The organism is Collinsella stercoris DSM 13279 (assembly GCF_020735465.1).
GTDB classification, from domain to species: Bacteria; Actinomycetota; Coriobacteriia; order Coriobacteriales; family Coriobacteriaceae; genus Collinsella; species Collinsella stercoris.
Window position 1 is genome coordinate 990,295 of record NZ_CP085935.1, and the last position, 18,850, is coordinate 1,009,144.

An 18,850-nucleotide genomic window follows, 5' to 3' on the forward strand; every position below is an offset into this window, starting at 1 on the left:
TTCCGATGATCGGAATGAGGACGTCCATGCGCCCGCTCCTTTCGAAGAAGCCTCTTTCCCTCACACCGCGCCCGAGGGGGACGCGGCATGAGAACAGTAAACGCCCGTGCGCATTAAAGCGGTGTTAGGGTTGCGCGCCCACGCATTAAGATGACGTAAAGATGCAGGTAGACGTACATGAGAACCCGCTTTTGACGGCTATACTCGTCCCATGCGCAAGCCCGTGGGCCATATCATCCCGCGCCCGAACCGTCCCGCTCGCGCGAAGGACCCGCCGGGTCCTTCGGCTCGCGCGGAACTGCGCGCGGAACGATATGGCCCACGGGCTGGCGCGACGCACTTGATCGCAGCACTCCATAGCGAGCTGTTCCCCCGAGCGGCATGCAAGGTCCGTCGCGAGTTCCGCACGCAAAGGAGCGTCCGGCGGGCGCTCCGTCTTGCGCAGGACTGTCCGAGCAGCGGACGTTGCGGGCCCGCCGAGGGGCCGCCCCCAGGAAGGAGACATATGCCACGAGACGCATCAGATACGCGCGTCGATCCGGATCGGTTGCTGCGCGTCATCGAGCAGGATGAGCAGAACGGCAAGCGCGGACGGCGCGGGCACCTCAAGATCTTCTTCGGCTATGCGGCCGGCGTGGGCAAGACCTATGCCATGCTGCAGGCGGCCCACGCCGCGAAACGACGCGGCGTGGACGTGGTGGCCGGCTACATCGAGCCCCACGAGCGGCCGGCGACGGCGCGCCTCGTGCGGGGCCTCGAGCAGGTGCCGCACGAGCTCGTCGAGCACAACGGCATCACCCTCACCGAGTTCGATTTGGACGCCGCGATCGTGCGCGCGCCGCAGCTCATCCTCGTCGACGAGCTCGCCCACACGAACGCCCCGGGCTGCCGGCATGAGAAGCGCTACCAGGACGTCGAGGAGCTCCTGCGCGCAGGGATAGACGTGTACACCACCGTCAACGTCCAGCACATCGAGAGCCTGAACGACATGGTGGCCTCCATCACCGGCGTCGTCGTGCGCGAGCGCATCCCCGACCGCGTCTTCGACGACGCCGACCAGGTCGAGCTCGTGGACATCGAGCCCGCCGACCTCCTCGAGCGCCTGCAAGCGGGGCTCGTCTACCGAGAGGCCCAGGCGGAACGCGCGCAAGACCACTTCTTCACCGTCGAGAACCTCACCGCCCTGCGCGAGATCGCCCTGCGCAAGTGCGCCGACCGCATGGGGCACCTGGCAGACGCCGCGCGCGTGATGGGCAACCGCGACTATTACACGAGCGAGCGCATCCTCGTGTGCGTCTCCCCGGCGCCGACCAATCCCCGCATCGTCCGGGCAGCCGCGCGCATGGCGAAGGCGTTTCGCGGAGAGCTGGTCGCCCTTTTCGTGGAAAGCCCGCGCACGCAGGCGATGAGCGAGCAGGAACGCGGTAAGCTGTCGAGCAACATCGCGCTCGCCGAGCAGCTCGGCGCGCACATGGAGACCGTCTACGGGGACGACATCGCCTTCCAGATCGCCGAGTTCGCGCGACTCTCCGGCATCTCCAAGATCGTCATGGGGCGGACTGGCGAGCTGAAGGGTGCTCATAACGTCCTCTTCGGGCGCAAATCGCTCGTCGAGCAGCTCATCGCCATCGCGCCAAACCTCGACATCTACATCATCCCCGACCAGGCGGCACCCGATGCGCGACGGCGGGACCGTCGCGAGCACGGCGGCTTTCGCCCGCCGAGAGGGCGCGACATGGCGCGGACCCTCGGCCTCTCCCTTCTCGCCACCGCCATCGGGACGTACTTCAGGCATCTCGGCTTCGCCGACTCGAGCATCATCTCGCTCTACATCCTCACGGCCCTGCTCACCGCCGTCACCACCGAGGGGCGCGCCTGCACCCTGTTGTCGAGCGTGCTCTCCGTGGTGCTCTACAACTTCTGCTTCGTCACGCCGCTGTTCTCGCTCGACAGCTACGACCGAAGCTACCTCGTGACCTTCGCCATCATGTTCGTGACCGCCATGGTGGCGGCCGAGCTCACCGCGCGCCTCACCAACAACGCCCGCGCGAGCGCCAAGAACGCGTTCCGCACCCGCGTGCTGCTCGAGACGAACCAGCTCCTTCAGCAGGCCGAGGGTATGGAGGCCCGCGCCCGCGTGGCCATGAGCCAGCTCATCAAGCTCCTGCGGCTCGACATCGTCTTCTACCCGGCAAGCGGAGACCTGCTGGGAGACGCGCTCTACGAGCCCGCCGGGACGCAGGACCGATCTGCGAGCATTCTCACGGAGTACGAGCGCGCGGTCGCCACCTGGACCTTCACCAACAACAAGCACGCGGGCGCGAGCACCCGCACCCTGCCCGAGGCGCAGTGCCTCTACCTGGCCGTCCGCGCGGGAAAGGAGGTGTTCGGCGTCATCGGCATCGCGCTGGAGGGACGCGAGCTCGAGGCATTCGAGAACTCGATCGTGCTGTCCATCGTGGGCGAGTGCGCGCTTGCGCTAGAGAGCGACAAGGCGGCGCGCGAGCGCGAGGAGGCGGCCGTGCTCGCCAAGAACGAGCAGCTCCGCGCCAACCTGCTGCGCTCGCTCGGGCACGACCTGCGCACGCCCCTCACCGCCATCTCGGGGTCGGCCGCCGTCCTGCGCGAGAGCGGCGATCAGCTGCCGCCGGCAAAGCGCCGCGAACTCGCCGACGCCATCTACGACGACTCGCTCTGGCTCATCGACACCGTGGAGAACCTGCTCGCCATCACGCGCGTCGAGGACGGCGACCTGCATCTCAACCTCACGACGGAGCTCATGGACGAGGTCATCGCGGGCGCGGTGGCCCATGTGGCGCGCGAGGCGCACGGGCACCATCTCGTGGTGGAGCACACCGACGACATCTTGCTGGCACGGATCGACGTCCACCTCATCATGCAGGTCCTCACGAACCTCATCGTGAACGCGTTCAAGTACACGCCCGAGGGCTCCACCGTGACGGTGGGCGCGCGAAGGGACGGGGCCTTCGTCGTCGTCGAGGTCGCCGACGACGGGCCGGGCGTGGCCGACTGCGACAAGCCGCACGTCTTCGACCGCTTCTTCATCGCCGATAGGAACAGGCCGGTCGATTCGCACCGCAGCTTCGGGCTGGGGCTGTCGCTCTGCCGCGCGATCGTCGAGGCGCACGGGGGTATCATCGAGGTCGAGGACAACGTCCCCCATGGGGCGATCTTCAGGTTCACCCTTCCCGCCGAGGAGGTAGAGATACATGAGTGATGCATCGCGGCAGCGTATTTTGGTGGTAGAGGACGACCCGGCTGTCCGCAACCTCGTCACGACGGCGCTCGGCCTTCACGGCTACGATGTCGAGCGGGCCGAGACCGGGGAGCTCGCCGTCATGGAGGCCGCCTCGCGTAACCCGGACCTCATCATGCTCGATTTGGGTCTCCCCGATATCGACGGCGTCGAGGTCATCTCCAAGGTCCGCGGCTGGTCGGCGGTGCCCATCATCGTCATCTCCGCGCGCACCGAGGACTCCGACAAGATCGGCGCGCTCGACGCCGGTGCGGACGACTACCTCACCAAGCCGTTCTCCGTCGAGGAGCTGCTCGCCCGCGTCCGCGCGAGCCTGCGGCGCTCGGGGATGGCGGGCGCGGGCGCGGCGGAGTCGAGCACGTTCGACAACGGGCCGCTGCACATCGACTTCGCCGCCGGATGCGCGACCTTGGCCGGCGAGGAGCTCCAGCTCACCCCCACCGAGTACAAGCTGCTCGCCCTGCTCGCCAAGAACGTGGGCAAGGTGCTCACCCACACGTTCATCACCCATGAGATCTGGGGGACCAGCTGGGACAGCGACATCGCGAGCCTGCGCGTGTTCATGCGGACGCTGCGCAAGAAGATCGAGGCCGACCCGTCGCATCCCACCATGATCCAGACGCACGTGGGCGTGGGCTATCGCATGCAACGGTTGTGATCGGGGTGGTTGCGGCGGTGAACGGTGGCTGTGAAGCGGTGCTGGCGTAGCGTTTGCGGCGGCCTGTCATGTTGTGAGAGAAACGGGAGCGTCCCTCAAGCTGGGGACGCTCCCGTTTGTTCTGCTTCGCGCTTTGCGATGCCCTGCCTCTTCGATCTGGTAAGGGGCACCGTGTTCCCGATGGATGCAATGCCGCGCTAGCGCTTGCGGCGATGGAGCAGGCCTGCGAGCGCGGCGATAAGGCCGCCGCCGGCAAGTGCGCCGGCGATGACGGCAGGATCGCCCGTCTGGGCAAGTCCGCTGCCCGAACCGCTGGGACCGCCGTTGCCGGAGCCTGCAGCGTCGCCCGAGCCGCTCTGGCTGCCGGAGCCGTTGCCGGACTCGCTGCCAGGACCACCCTGGCCCTCATTCTCGGAACCGCCCTGTCCCGGCTTGTCGGGATCGGGCTGGTTAGTGGGCTCCTTCTCGAGGCCGTCGATCGCCTTGGTGAGCGCCTCTGCCGCCTGGTCGAGCTCGTCCTGCGTGATAGAGGTGGCTGCCTGGGCATTCTCGGCGTCGGCGAGCGCGTCTTCGAGCTTCTTCCAGCTGTCCTCGGTGTAGCCTTCCGGCGCGAGCACCTTGGCGCGAGCGATGGTATCGGCGAGCGCGGTGCGGTCGAGCACGTGCTGCTCGAGCTCCTTCATGGCTGCATCGAGCTCGGCGACCTTCGTATTGAGGTCGGTCTGGGAGATCTTGTTCGTATCGACCTTCGCGACCGACTCGCGCACCCCGGTGAATTGCTTCCACGCGTTCGCATCGTAGCGAGCTTCCTCGAACGTCTGAGCGCGGGCGACGCTCGCCTCCCACGCCGCCGTGTCGATGGCGATGACGCTCTGGGCGAACTTCTCGGTGGCATCCTCGAGGGCTTTGGCAGCGTCGCGCAGCTTTGTCGGGTCGTTGGCGTGGTCCGCCAGGGCCTTCTTGGCAGCGTCGATGCTCGTCTTGAGGGCGTCGGCCGCAGCCTGCGGATACTGGCCGTTGAACTCGCCTACGGTGGCGCCGTCGTGTAGCTCGGTGGCGGCGTCGATGGCAACCTGCAGGCGGTCGCGAGCGTCAAGCGAGCTGCTTGCGCTCTCAAGTGCAGACTTGAGCGCGGCGGTCGCCTCGTCAAGCTGGGCTTGCGTCACATCGCCGTAGCGGTCGGCTACGGTCTTGGCGGCCGTGATGGCATCGCCCAGCGTTCCGGCCAGGTCGTCGTGCCCGTTCTTCTCGAGTGCGCTCTTGAACGCCTGGGCGCGGTCGATGGTGCGGTACAACGGCACGCGGTCGATGGTCACGAAGCCGGTGTTCCAGAACGTGCGCTCGGCGGCCTGGAGCTGCTCGAGCCAGGTGCCCGCCTCGGCGGAGTTCATGCCCTGCTCGATGGCGGCCTTGGCCTCGTTCACCTTGGCCATGAGGGCGTCGCGCGCCTCGACACGGTAGTTGCCGGCAAACTCGCCGAACGTGAGCTTGCCGAGCTGCTTCTCCAGGCCGGCGATGTAGCTCGAGAGCTCGGTGGCGCCGTCGGCTTCGTAGAGGTATACCTCGTTCAGGGTCACGACCGCGTCGTTCAGCACGTTGACGCGCACAGCCGAAACGAGCTCGGCATCGCTCATGCGCGCCAGCAGCTCGCCTGCAACGCGCGTGTTACTCGAGTAGTCGATGATCTGCTTCCAGGTGCCCTCGCCGCCGTCCTGTGCGGGGACGAGGCCCTCGACGGTGAAGCGCAGGGGCTGCTGAAGCGGCTGGAAGGCAAGGCCGACGGCGTTGATGTCGCGCGGCTTATCGAGGGTGAAGGTGAGCTGCTTGTCGGCAGCCGCGGAAAGCGTGGCGCCGGTGGCGGGGTTGCCGTCCTTCAGTGCGTCGAGCTTGTCCTGCGCGAGCGTGGAACCCTCGCCGGCGCTCACGGCCGCGTGCGATGCGGCGTTCTCGGGCGAGCTGTAGACCTCGATCTCGCGCACGAGCGGCCAGGCCTTGCCGTTGTTGGAGGGGATGCGTGCATCCTTGATATCCATGCGAATGGACTTGACGTTGCGGCCCACGGGAACGTTGATCTCGATGCCCTGCTGCTGCTTGAGATCCTCGGCGCTGCGGGAATACACGGTGGTCTTTTCTCCGGCGGCGTCGGTCACCACCAGGTCGAATTGCATGCTGCGGTCGAGCTGGCCCTTCTCGAAGCACAGGCGGATGGAGTCGACGTGGCGCTCCTCAGGGAGGTCCAGGTTGAACCAGGCGGGGATGGCGCCGTCCCTGGAGACCCAAGCGGTATCCTTGCCGTCTATCAGCGCGGTCTTGTCCTCGGGTGCGGGCTTGGTATCAGACGAGGTGATGGTCGCGGTGGCCGCGATGTTGGTGCCCGTCATGCTTTCGCGCTCTTCCTGGAGCAGCTCGAGCTCGGCGAGCGCGGGCCAGGCGGTGCCGCCCACGGAGCCCACGAAGTCGACGCGCACGGCCTTGACCTCGTAGCCCAGGTCGGCGGTGTAGACCTTCTCCAGGTCGCCGGTGTTGTTGGACTGGTCGATGATGACCTTTTCCTTGCTATCCGGCAGGATCGCGGTGACCTTGAACTTGAACTGGCGGCCGGCGTCCTCGAACGCCAGGCGCACGCGGTCGACGCGCTGCGTCTGGCTCAGGTCGACCTGGTACCAGTTGGGATCGCTGCCGTTGCCGACCCACAGGGTGCCCTCGTTGCCGTCGACGCCGGCGTTGAGCTCGCGGCCGGGCTCGGTATTCTGGGCACTCGCCTTCGCGCCGCGCGACAGGTTCTTATAGCTCACGGTGGGCGCGTTGGCCGCCATGACGCTCAGCTCGTAGATGCCGGTGAGGTTTTGGCCGTCGGTCGACTTCACCTTGAAGCGCATCTTGCTGGCAAGCACGTCGCAGGTGATCTCGTTCTTCGAGCTCACCTTGTCCGCGGTGCTCTCGCCAACCTTTACCCAGTCGTCGCCCACCAGCGCGGTGATCTCGTAGCTCAGCGGGAAGTCCGCGGCGATCTGCTGCAGCGTGATACCCGCGCCCTTCACGGCGTAGGTGCCGCCCAGGTCGATCTCGAGCGTGGCTTCCTGCTTGCCGGGTACGGTCCAGCCGGTGTCGGTGTTGCCATCGGTGAGGTTCTCAACTGCCTGCCCGGTATCGACATCCGTCACGACCTTGCCGCGCGCGATATTCTGCAGCTCTTCGGCCTCGGCATCGCCCACGATCTCGTCCATGGCGGTCACGGAATAGTGCTCCATGATCTGCTCGGCAAGCGCCTTGGGATCCTCGGCCGCGGGCTTGGTGGCGAAGCCGTCGTCGTCCTGGTCGCTCTTGCGGTTGGCCCATTCCCAGCCAAAGGTGAACCAGTTGAGGTCTTGCGCGCTACCGCCGTCCTCGAGAGCCTTCTTGCGGGCGTTCGCCCAGGACTCCCAGCGCGGTTTGTAATAGCTGCCGGTGAGGCCGGACCACTGGCGATTCGAGTAGTCGATCAGCGAGCCGTTCTTCTCCAGGCCCCAGGTGGTGATGAGCGAGCGCGCGTTGAGCTCGAAGAGGTCGGCCGTCCAGTCGTCGGCGTCCTCGAGCAGCGTGCGCGCGTTCTCGATCCACGTGCCCAGCATGAAGTCGCTGGAGGTGGAGAGCATGCGGTCCTGGGCGTCGAGCATCTCGAGCATCTGGTTCGCCAGCAGCTCGAAGCGCTCGGCATCGCGCTGCTTGTAGGCGTCGCCGGCGAGCGGCTGGTACTCCTGGAACGCGTTGGCCAGCACCTGGCGCATCACGTCGACGAAGTCGTAGCGGAACGCCTCGGAGTCCTTATACGTGTCGTAGCTCTCGATGAAGAGCTGCGCGGCGCGCTCGAACTCCTTCTTGTCGTAGTCGATGTCGCTGTGGCCCCAGGTGGAGGCGGAGCCGATCTTGTTGTCCGACGGGCGCGCGTTCATGATGGACTCGCTGGCGCCCTGGTAGTACTCGCCGTCCACGTGCTTGTACGCGGTGTCGAGCAGGATGTCCCAGGCTTCTTGGATCTTGGCGTCGGTGCCCCCGTAGCGGCGCTCGATATAGCTGCGCGTCCACGCGCGGTAGTCCACGGGGTCCTGCTCCCAGGTCATGTCGAACAGCAGCTCGTAGACGATGGGGGAGTTGTCGATGGCCTCGGGCGTGATGCCGATGCCGCGCATGTACCTGTTGGAGTTGTACGCCTGCGGGATCTTGATCGCGAGCACCTCGGGCACGCCGTCCATGCCCATGCGGCCGCCGAAGTTGTGCAGCATGTTCCACACCCACGGCACCTGCTGGTTCTCCATGGGGCTCGCCTGCGAGCGCAGGTCGCTCTGCAGGTCGAGGACGAGCGACTGCTCCTTCTTAGCGAGGCCGGAGAGCTTGTTCTCATCGATGCCCCACTGCCACTGCTGCATGACCCAGACGGCCTGCGGGTCGTAGTCGAGCATCTTCTGCTGCACGGTGCGGTAGATGTCCACGATGTTGAAGCCCTGCGGCACGGTGCCGCCCTCGTGGAACGGGTCGACGGCGTAGAAGTGGGAAACCTTGCCGAAGATGCGCTCCTGCGCCTCGTAGAACGTGGTGCCAACTTTCTGGAAATAATCTTCCTTGCCGGCAGCGCGGTCTGCGTCGGTGAGGTAGGTCTTGATCATGTAGGGGCGCGCGAAGCCCGACCACGAGCCGGAGGACGCGGCGACGGAGTTGGGGTTCTTCTGTTGGAAGTCCGTGGGAACCTGGCCGCCGAAGCCCTGGATGACCGGGTCGATGCCGTAGGTCTGCATACGGTCGTGGATCCGACGCGCCAGCTCGACGCGCTGCTCGAACCACGAATCGGGCAGCGGGCCGCCCACGGAGTAGAGGTTCTGCATGTAGAACCAGGCGAAGTACGCGGGGCCGGAGAGGTACTCCTGGATCTCCTCGTTGGTGTAGTTGTACTCGAGCAGCGTCTGGCGCAGGACCTCCTCCTGGCCCACGATGTCGAGCACCAGGTTCACGCCGTTCATGGCGCACCAGTCGAGGAAGGGCTCGTACTCGTCCCAGTTCCAGAACGCCATGGTGTAGGAGTAGGTGCAGAAGTTGAGCGCGTAGCGGTACTCGTAGTCGGTGAACTTGAGGATGCCCTCGCCCACCGAGGGGAGGGTGGCGGGCATGTCGAGCTGCGAGCCGAAGAGCGGGTTGTAGTCGACCTTGCAGTAGTTGCGCAGGTAGTAGTTGAGGCCGGAGGCCAGCGAGATGCCGTCGTTGCCGCGGACCTTGATGCGCCCGCCGCCCGCATCGGTGATCTCGAAGACATCCTTGCCGTCGAGCTGGTCGCGCAGCTCGAAGACGAACTTGTCGCGCCATTCGGCGCCCAGGACGCGCTCGACCAGGTTGCCCGCCTCGGCAACGACCTTCTGGTCGGCGTATGCCTTATCGGTCTCGAAGCGGTTCCACTCCTTGCCCCATGCGCTGTCGGCGAAATCCCCGACCTGGATGTCCGCCTTCTTGGCGGTGGTGTCGGAGACCTTCTCGCCCAGGAAGGAGACCTCGGCGATGTTGACCTGCTGCGAGCCGGAGTTGTAGCTCACGCTGATGCGCGCGGCGCAGGCCTCGGTGGGCTCGATGTCGAGCTGGTCGGCGTTGGCGGTGGCGGGGTCGTCGTTGGCCTTGTAGGCCACCTTATCGAAGGTGCTGCCGTCTTTGGACAGGTAGACCTCGTAGTGATAGTAGGAGCCGGGCACGTTCTGCAGCGAGATGCTGCTGATGCGGTACGTGCCGTCGAAGGTCACGTCGATGAAACGGCGGTAGTCCTGCATCGAGTTCGTACCTGGCGACTGCCAGTAGGTGTCGGTCTTGCCGTCGATGGCGAGCGCGGCGTCGTGGCCGGACGCCGAGGCGGCCTTCGCCGTCAGCCCCGTGAGCGCTTGCGGCGCCGCGGTGGCAGCCGACGGGTACGCGAGCGCGCCGCAGGCAACGGCTCCCGCCGCGCCCGCGATGGCGAGCACGCGCGCCGTCTTCTGCCAGGGCCGCTCCACGTGGAACAGTTGGTGCATACGGTTGTCCTCATCTGTTCATCCGCCCGTTCCGGGCGGTCTCCATGCATTCAGTGCAGAATGCTTAATCTTTCATAATGATAGACAAATTGGACCGTTTGAGTGGTGGAACGGCAGACGGTTCAGCTATAGCCGCCAACGGTATGAAATCGGCGGCAGGAGGGTCGGTATCCCAGGGTGAACGGATTTACGCTCGGGCGCGGGGCGCGGCGGGCGATGCGACCACGGGCGGAGTCGTTCGCGCGCTGCCGCGTGCCGCGTGCCGCGTGCGTCGCGGGCCGCGTGCCGCGCGCTGCAGCCGTCGGCGGGCGATCGGCTTCTGGCGCGTTATTCGCTGCTAGCGCATGCAGCTGATCGCCCGCGCGCGCCGGATGCACGCCGGGACGCGTTCGAGGAGCAGCTCGATATCGGCTTCGGTGACGTCGTCTGCCAGGGAGAAGCGGACGCTGCCGTGCGCCCACGCGGGGTCGCTCACTCCCAGCGCGCTGATGACGTGCGACGGCGCGGTCGAACCCGTCGAGCAGACGGACCCGGCTGCGGCGGCCACCCCGGCGCGATCGAGGAGCATGACGAGCAGCTCGCTGTCGACGTCGCGGCAGATGAACGAGGCGATGGACGGCAGGCGCCTCGCGCCCCCGCGCGGGCCGGTGGGCAAGACGTTTTCGCACGAGGCGAGCACGCCGTCCGTGAACGCATCCCGGAGTGCGCCGATGCGCGCGACGCGCTCGGCGAGTCCCTCGCAGCTCTCTTGGAGCGCGGCCGCCAGCCCCGCCGCCCCCGCGAGATTCTCCGTTCCGGCGCGCAGGCCGCGCTCCTGAGCACCGCCCGCGATGAGCGGCGGAATCGAGAAACCATCCTTGAGATAGAGGGCGCCGGTGCCGCGCGGGCCGTGGAATTTGTGGGCGGAGAGCGAGAGCGCGTCCACGCCCAGCGCTTTGATGGAGACGGGAATGTGCCCGACTGCCTGCACGGCGTCCGTGTGGAACGGCACGCCGAACTCGTGCGCGATGCGGGCGAGCTCTTCGATGTTCTGGATGCTGCCCACCTCGTTGTTGGCGAGCATAGTGGCCGACGACGGGCCGGGCGTGGCCGACTGCGACAAACCGCACGTCTTCGACCGGTTCTTCACCGCCAAAGGCGCCCAGCCCGTCGACGCGCACCGCAGCTTCGGGCTGGGGCTCTCGCTTTGCCGTTCCATCGTCGAAGCGCACGGGGGTATCATCGAGATCGAGGACAACGTCCCCCATGGGGCGATCTTCAGGTTCACCCTGCCCGCAGAGGAGGTTGCGATCCATGAGTGAGGCCACGCGCCCGCATATCCTGGTCGTGGAGGACGACCCCGCGGTCCGCAACCTGGTGACGACGGCGCTCGGCCTTCACGGCTACGATGTCGAGAAGGCCGAGACCGGGGAGCTCGCCATCATGGAGGCCGCCTCGCGCAACCCGGATCTCATCATGCTCGATTTGGGTCTCCCCGATATCGACGGCGTCGAGGTGATCGCCAAGATTCGCAGCTGGTCGGCGGTGCCCATCATCGTCATCTCCGCGCGCATCGAGGACTCCGACAAGATCGGCGCGCTCGACGCCGGGGCGGACGACTACCTCACCAAGCCGTTCTCGGTCGAGGAGCTGCTCGCCCGCGTCCGCGCGAGCCTGCGGCGATCGGGGATGGCGGGGACGGACGCGGTCGAGGCGAGCACGTTCGACAACGGCCCGCTCCATATCGACTTCGCCGCGGGCTGCGCCAGCGTCGCGGGGCGGGAGCTCCAGCTCACCCCCACCGAGTACAAGCTGCTCGCCCTGCTCGCCAAGAACGTGGGCAAGGTGCTCACCCACACGTTCATCACCCATGAGATCTGGGGGACCAGCTGGGACAGCGACATCGCGAGCCTGCGCGTGTTCATGCGGACGCTGCGCAAAAAGGTCGAGGCCGATCCCGCGCACCCGCAGCTCATCCAAACCCACGTGGGCGTGGGGTACCGCATGCAGCGCCTCTAGTCCGATCAGGCCTCGTCGCCGAAGGAGATGCCCAGGAAACGCGCCTCGCGCACCAGGTCGCTGCCGGGGTCGACGTACTTGAGCTTGCCGGCGACCTCCTCCAGCGGCACGCGGCACATCTTACCGGAGCGCTGCGCGACCATAAAGCCGCTCTCCCCCTCCAGGAAACCCAAAGCCGCCTCGACGCCGCACTGCGTGGCGAACACGCGGTCCTGCGCATCGGGCTGACCTCCGCGCTGCGTGTGACCGGGGATTGCCACACGCGTCTCGCGACCGGTGCGGGTCTCGATCTCGCGCGCGATGTCGTAGACGATAGACGGAGAGGTGCGCTCCGCGACGAGCTTCTTGTACTCCCTCTTGGACAGCCTCGCCTCATCGCGCGAGATAGCGCCCTCGGCGACCACGATGATGGTGAACCGGGCACCGGCCTGCATGCGGCGATCGATCGCGGCGATCACGTTGTCCATGTCGTAGGGGATCTCGGGGATCAGACAGGCGTCGGCACCTCCCGCAACCGCGGCGTACAGCGGAATCCAGCCCACCTTATGACCCATGATCTCGATCACGAAGACGCGCCCGTGGCTGCTCGCGGTGGTGCGGATGTCGTCGATACACTTGGTGGCGATCTCGACTGCGCTCGTGAAGCCAAAGGTGAGGTCGGTGCCCCAGGTGTCGTTGTCGATCGTCTTGGGCAGGGCGATGACCGAGAGCCCTTCAGCGCGCAAGCGGTTGGCCGTCTTGGTGGAACCGTTGCCGCCCAGCATGAAGAGGCAATCGAGCTTGAGGTCGCGATACGTCTCCTTCATGGCGGCGACCTTGTCCACGCCGTCGGCCTCGGGCGTGTCCAAGCGCTTGAAGGGCGTGCGGCTCGTGCCCAAGATGGTGCCGCCGCGCGTGAGTATGCCGCTGAAGTCGGACGGGCTCATCTTGCGATACCGCTTGTAGATCATGCCCTGGTAGCCGTCCTCGAACCCATAGATCTCGACGGGCTCCGTCGACAGGTTGATGACGGTCTTTACGATGCCACGCATGGTGGCGTTGAGCGCCTGACAGTCGCCGCCGCTCGTCAGAAGGCCGATTCGCACCATAGGTACCCCTCACGCTCATGGCGCACGCCGCCTAAGGGGCGGCGAGCGCGGTCTATTCACATATTCAACAGTGTACGCCCAACGGGGCCCCGCTCAGTGTGTCCGCGCGCATCGCTTACATACGCGCGATTCTTTAACATGCTCGAAAGCATCGCGTAACGGGTCCATCATGCTTGCACGTTACACTCACCATGGACCGAGGCACGGCGATAACCTAAAGACATCCATGCGATTTCACAGGTAGCACCACTTCCGGCAAGCACCGCAACACGAGGGAGCCATCATGGGCAACGACGGACACAACAAGCAGCGTGATTTGAGTTACACCCAAAACCGTGAACTTTCCTGGCTCCGTTTCGACGAACGCGTGCTCTCCGAGTCCCTCGACGACACGGTGCCGCTGTTCGAGCGCCTCAAATTCATCGCGATTTTTGAGAGCAACATGCATGAGTTCCTCATGGTCCGCATGGGTGGACTCTCAAGCCTGGCGACCCTCAAGCGGCAGCCACGCGACAACAAGAGCGGCATGACCCCCTCCGAGCAAGTGGAGGCCGTATTCTCGGCGTTACCGGGGTTGTTCTCCAAAGCCGCCTCGTCCCTCGACGCCATCGAATCCCTCCTGCGCGCCAAGGGCATCGAACGCATCACGCCCTCCGAGCTCATAGGTGCCGAGCGCGATGCGGTACGCAGCCACTTCGACCGCAACGTACTCCCCATCTTCTCGCCGCTCATCATCGACCCGCGCCACCCCTTCCCCAACCTGCGCAACGGCGCCCTCTACGTGGTCTGCACGCTCACCGCCGCCTCCGAAGACGAACAAGGGCTCCTCGGCATCATCGAGGTTCCAAGCTCGCTCCCCCGCGTCGTCGAGATCACGAGGAACGATGGCAGCCTGCGCTATATCCTGCTCGAGGACGTCATCTTGGCGTGCCTGGAATCGTGTTTTGGCTCCTATGTCCCGCAAGATCGCGCGGTGATCCGCGTCACGCGCAACGCCGACCTCGACCCGGACGGCGAGGGCGTCGAGGAAGACGAGGATTACCGCCAGCACATGAAGAAGGTGCTCAAGAAGCGCTTGCGCCTCCAGCCCGTGCTCCTCGCCGTGCACGGAGATCTCGCCCGCGAATCCCTCAAGTCGATCCGCAAGGCACTGGGACTGAGTCAGCAGGCCGTCCTGTCGGTTACTATGCCCCTTGACTTGGGATATATCTACTCCCTGGAGGGCAAGTTGCCCGCCACCGTGCGCGACCGGCTCCTGTTCCCTCCGTTCGCCCCCCAGCCGAGCCCGCTGTTTTGCCCGGGTGGCTCCATGCGCGATCAGGTGCTCGCCGGCGACAAGCTGCTGTTCTACCCCTATGAGTCGATGGGCACGCTTCTCGGCCTCATCAACGAGGCCGCCCACGACGACACCTGCATCTCGCTGCGCATCACGCTCTACCGCGTGGCGCGTCAGTCGCGTTTGTGCGAGTCGCTCATCTCCGCAGCCGAGCGTGGCAAAGAGGTAACCGTGCTGATGGAACTCCGCGCGCGCTTTGACGAGGAGAACAACATCGCTTGGGCGGAGCGCCTCGAGGAGGCGGGCTGCACCGTCATCTACGGTGCGGAGGGCTTCAAATGCCATTCCAAGATCTGCCAGCTCACCTATCATGACCAGGGGAAGATTCGCCGCATTACCCTACTGGGGACCGGCAACTTCAACGAGAAGACCGCGCGCCTGTACTCGGACTTCATGCTCATGACCGCGCATGAGGGGATCGGCGAGGACGCCAACGCGTTCTTCCGAAACCTCACCTTGGGCAACCTGCGCGGCGAGTACCGGTACCTTGGCGTGGCGCCCGCCGGGCTCAAGCCCCTCGTGATGGACGGCCTCGATCGCGAGATCGCCCGTGCGCGCGCCGGCATGCCCGCCCACGCCTTCTTCAAGATGAACTCCCTCACCGACCGCGAGGTCATCGATAAGATTGCCGAGGCAAGCCGAGCGGGCGTCCGCATCGATATGATCATCCGCGGGATATCCTGCATGCTGCCGGGCATCGAGGGCAGCACCGAGAACGTGCACATCCGCTCTATCGTCGGGCGCTTCCTGGAGCACGCGCGCGTGTACTCCTTCGGCGAGGACGCCGACACCGTCTACCTGTCGAGCGCCGACATGATGACGCGCAACACCGAGCACCGCGTGGAGATCGCCTACCCCGTCCTCGACCCCACCTGCCGCGCCATGGTGCGCGACTACATGGCCGATCAGCTGCGCGACAACGTGAAGGCGCGCGAGCTGAGCGCGCAGGGCACCTGGGAGCCCGTGGCTCGCATGAAAGGCGATGCGCCCTTCAACGCACAGGAGCACTTCATGGCGCAGGCTGCCAACCGCGCTCGAGCCGCAGAGGAACGCCGCGCGGCTCGAGCCGTCGAGGTCGAACGTGCCGCGCGAGACGAAATCGCGCATGCCGCGGAAGCGCTGGACCCCGGTGCAGGCCGGGCGTCCGACACGTCGAATGCCGATGCGACGCCATCGCAACCGGTTGCCTCCACAACGGAAACCAACGAGTTCAACCAAGCTGTCGAGCCCCAGGAGGCGGACGGCCACAAGGGTGCCGAGCAGAGCAAAGAGAGTCACTTCAAGCGCGGCTGGCACATGGTGATGCGCGGCTTCCGCGAGATGTTCTCCTAGCCGCCATTACCCGTTTTCAAGACGAGGACGCTTTCGTATTCGACGGGCAGCCGGTGCGTCGCGCGTGTAATGTCGAAAAATACGCGATTGAAGCGCGTCATTTTCGACATTCTACGCGCGGATCCGTCAAATCCGGCTGACATGTCGCGCCACCTCACATCAGGCACGAGGAGGCAAGTACGTTGCACGCATTAGCCCTCGAGCTGCTCGCTGGCCTCGAGCCAAGCCATCTCGAGCTCGTCGAGCTCGCCTCGGGCGGCGGCGATGGCCTCCTGCTGCGCCGTGAGCGCCGCGAAGTCGATGGGGTCGATGGCGAACATCCCCTGCTCGAGCTCCTCGATCTTTGCCCGGCGCGTCTCCATCTTGCGTTCGAGCGAGGCGACCTCCTTCTTGAGGCGCTGGCGTTCCGCATTCGACAGTCCGCATGCCTGGAAAGGTGTCGCCACGGCAGATGCGACGGATCCTTGACCGGACGCACCTCCGCCCAAAGGTGACCCCGCTTCCAAAGCACCACCGAAGCCGGGCGCCTGGGGCCGGGACGCCCCGCCGGCAGACGCGCCCTCCGTCAGGCGCAGGTAGTCGTCCACGCCTCCCGGGACGTGCCGCAGCGTGCCGTTGATGAGCGCCCACTGCTGGTCGGTCACGCGCTCCATGAGGAAGCGGTCATGCGTGACCAGGATGAGCGTTCCGGGCCAGCTGTCGAGCAGGTCCTCCACGAGGGCGAGCATGTCGGTGTCGAGGTCGTTGCCGGGCTCGTCCAAAATCAAGACGTTCGGCTCCTCCAAGATGGTGAGGAGCAGCGACAGCCTGCGCTTCTGGCCGCCGGAGAGATCCTTGATGCGACTCCACATCTGCTGCTGCGTGAATCCAAGGCGCTCGAGCAGCTTCTCGGGGCTTGTCTCCTTCCCCTCCACCATCACATAGCGCTTTCCGCGGGCGAGCACCTCGCGGATGGTGTCGTCCTCGACGGGCTTGAGCTCGTCGAGCTGCTGGGAGAGCACGCCGAACCGGACTGTGGACCCGATCTTCACGCGCCCGCGGAGCGGCTTGAGTTTGCCCTGGATGATATTAAGCAAGGTGGTCTTACCGGCGCCGTTCTCGCCGAGCAGGCCGTAGCGGTCGCCGGCGCCGATGAGCCAGGTGACGTCCGAGAGCACGGGGCGGTCGGATGTGGCGCCCGAGGGGCGGCTCTCGGTCGAACCCTTGGCCGTGGGTTCGCCCTCATACCCCGCGTCCACATCGGCCACATCGATGACCTGCTTGCCCAGGCGGCTCACCGCGAGGCGCTTGAGCTCGAGCTCGTTGCGGACGGGAGGCACGTCGGCGATGAGCTCGCGGGCGGCCTCAACGCGGAACTTGGGCTTGGTGCTTCGCGCCTGCGCACCACGAGAGAGCCACGCGAGCTCCTTGCGCGCCATGTTGCGGCGGCGCTCCTCTGTCACCTGCGCCATGCGGTCGCGCTCGACGCGCTGCAGGATGTAGGCGGAGTAGCCGCCCTCGAACGGGTCGACGCAGCCGTCGTGCACCTCCCACATGGAGGTGCAGACCTCATCCAGGAACCAGCGGTCGTGCGTGACGACGAGCATGGCGCCGCTCGACTTCTGCCACCGCGCCTTCAAATGCCCCGCGAGCCAGTTGATGGTGCGCATGTCCAGATGGTTGGTGGGCTCGTCGAGCATGAGCACATCGCAGTCGCCGATGAGCAGGCGCGCCAAGTCCACGCGGCGGCGCTGTCCACCCGAGAGCTCGCCCACCAGGCCCTCCCAGGGCACGTCGGCGATGAGGCCGTCCAAGATCTGACGCACGCGCGGGCTCGACGCCCACTCGTATTCGGGCAGGTCGCCCACCACAGCACGATGCACGCTCATGGCGTCATCGAGCGCGTCGCGCTGACCGAGGATGCCCACCGTCACGTCACGACGGCGCGTCACGCGCCCGGAGTCCGGCTCGATGGCACCTGAGAGAATCCCCAGCAGGCTCGACTTTCCATCACCGTTCTTGCCCACGATGCCGATGCGGTCGCCCTCGTTGACGCCAAGCGTCACATCCTGGGCGATCAGCTTGGTGGGAAACTCAAGATGCACGCCGTCGCAGCCTAGCAGAATGGCCATATCGAAACGCTCCTCGCTCATGTTTGCATAATCCCCAATCTTACCAGCCCGCCGACCCCGCTTCCCCATCTCCATGGGGAACATCGCGCTCGATATCGATGTCCGATGAGCGCAATCGACCGGTTACGATGCACCCTCTCTCGCGAACGCACACGGTACCCAACATGTGCGCTCGGCGTTGGAAATCTAGCAATCCAGCTTGACCTTGACGTTGCGTGAAGGTTTATCCTAGCGGCAATCGACGGCGGAAAGGTGAACATGGGAGCGCATAAGACCTGCAGCATCGGAGAGGTGTCTGAGATTGCCGGAATCTCGCCGCGCACGCTGCGCTTTTACGAGGAGGCGGGGCTGTTGACGCCGACGCGCGGACCCAACGGATACCGCTGCTACGTATCGGCGGACATCGACCGTTTGCAGGAGATTCTACTTCTGCGTCACATTGGCGTGGGAGTCGCCGAGATATCGGATGCACTCAGCGGCACCGAAACGGACCGCACGTGTGCGCTGAATCGACACCTTGCGACACTCAAAGCGGAGCGAGACCGCCTCGATGCGCTCATCCGCACCGTCGAGCAGACCATCGACCATATCGAGAAGGGAACCCACATGGACGACAAGGAAAAATTCGAGGGCATGAAACGTGAGCTCGTTGAAGACAATGAGCACACGTACGGGCAGGAGGTGCGAGAACGCTGGGGTGATGCGGCGGCGGACGGCGCCAACCGCAAGATGCTCAACTTGAGCAAGGACCAATTCGCGCGCTTCCAAGAGCTGGGACGCAGAATCAATGAAGAACTCGAAGATGCCGTGAGGGCGGGCGCCGATCCAACAGGACCAGCAGGTGCGCGCCTGTGCGCCCTTCACAAGGAATGGCTCGACTACACCTGGAGCTTCTACTCGCCGGAGGCACATAAGGGGTTGGCCGAGATGTATGTGGCGGACGAACGATTCGCCTCATATTATGACGAAGTCGTCAAGGGCTGCGCCGCTTGGCTGCGCGATGCGGTCATCGCCCACGCGCGATAGC

The 18,850-nt window shown here is 65.6% G+C and carries 10 protein-coding genes; 6 read left to right on the forward strand and 4 right to left on the reverse strand.

Annotated elements, in window-relative coordinates; translation table 11 throughout:
* Nucleotides 1-505: 505 nt before the first annotated feature.
* Nucleotides 506-3,238 carry a sensor histidine kinase gene (locus tag LK434_RS04310; RefSeq protein WP_227917857.1) on the forward strand — a complete coding sequence of 911 codons (2,733 nt, stop codon included), beginning with the start codon at nt 506-508 and terminating at the stop codon, nt 3,236-3,238.
* Nucleotides 3,231-3,935 (forward strand): response regulator, encoded by a 705-nt coding sequence (locus LK434_RS04315; protein WP_227917858.1) that lies wholly within the window; start codon nt 3,231-3,233, stop codon nt 3,933-3,935. The genes LK434_RS04310 and LK434_RS04315 overlap by 8 nt, the downstream gene beginning before the upstream one ends.
* Nucleotides 3,936-4,132: 197 nt before the next feature.
* Here the strand turns inward: LK434_RS04315 and LK434_RS04320 are convergent, their stop codons facing one another.
* Together LK434_RS04320 and LK434_RS04325 are read right to left on the reverse strand one after the other, a co-directional pair.
* Nucleotides 4,133-9,958 carry an alpha-N-acetylglucosaminidase TIM-barrel domain-containing protein gene (locus LK434_RS04320; protein WP_227917859.1) on the reverse strand — a complete coding sequence of 1,942 codons (5,826 nt, stop codon included), beginning with the start codon at nt 9,956-9,958 and terminating at the stop codon, nt 4,133-4,135.
* A gap of 337 nt (nt 9,959-10,295) precedes the next feature.
* Nucleotides 10,296-11,021 (reverse strand): cysteine desulfurase family protein, encoded by a 726-nt coding sequence (locus LK434_RS04325; protein ID WP_006720514.1) that lies wholly within the window; start codon nt 11,019-11,021, stop codon nt 10,296-10,298.
* A 1-nt stretch (nt 11,022) separates the two neighbouring features.
* Here LK434_RS04325 and LK434_RS04330 point away from each other — a divergent pair, with 1 nt between their 5' ends.
* Nucleotides 11,023-11,259 carry a sensor histidine kinase gene (locus LK434_RS04330; RefSeq protein ID WP_040360567.1) on the forward strand — a complete coding sequence of 79 codons (237 nt, stop codon included), beginning with the start codon at nt 11,023-11,025 and terminating at the stop codon, nt 11,257-11,259.
* Nucleotides 11,252-11,956, forward strand: a complete 705-nt coding sequence (locus LK434_RS04335; RefSeq protein ID WP_227917860.1) for a response regulator — start codon at nt 11,252-11,254, stop codon at nt 11,954-11,956. Before LK434_RS04330 ends, LK434_RS04335 begins: the two co-directional genes overlap by 8 nt.
* Before the next feature lie 5 nt (nt 11,957-11,961).
* On the opposite strand, the gene LK434_RS04340 is transcribed toward LK434_RS04335, so the two are convergent.
* A complete protein-coding gene (locus tag LK434_RS04340) occupies nt 11,962-13,044 on the reverse strand; it encodes a 6-phosphofructokinase (RefSeq protein ID WP_006720510.1) in 1,083 nt (360 codons plus the stop codon).
* 283 nt (nt 13,045-13,327) lie between these two features.
* On the opposite strand from LK434_RS04340, the gene ppk1 reads away from it, so the two are divergent.
* The gene (gene ppk1 / locus LK434_RS04345; protein WP_006720509.1) at nt 13,328-15,712 is read left to right on the forward strand and encodes a polyphosphate kinase 1; all 2,385 of its coding nucleotides are present in this window, start codon (nt 13,328-13,330) and stop codon (nt 15,710-15,712) included.
* A gap of 191 nt (nt 15,713-15,903) precedes the next feature.
* Here the strand turns inward: ppk1 and LK434_RS04350 are convergent, their stop codons facing one another.
* Nucleotides 15,904-17,823 (reverse strand): ABC-F family ATP-binding cassette domain-containing protein, encoded by a 1,920-nt coding sequence (locus LK434_RS04350; protein ID WP_040360566.1) that lies wholly within the window; start codon nt 17,821-17,823, stop codon nt 15,904-15,906.
* Nucleotides 17,824-18,081: 258 nt separating this feature from the next.
* On the opposite strand from LK434_RS04350, the gene LK434_RS04355 reads away from it, so the two are divergent.
* Complete coding sequence (locus LK434_RS04355; RefSeq protein WP_006720506.1) at nt 18,082-18,849, forward strand: MerR family transcriptional regulator; 768 nt, start codon at nt 18,082-18,084, stop codon at nt 18,847-18,849.
* Nucleotide 18,850: the final 1 nt, after the last annotated feature.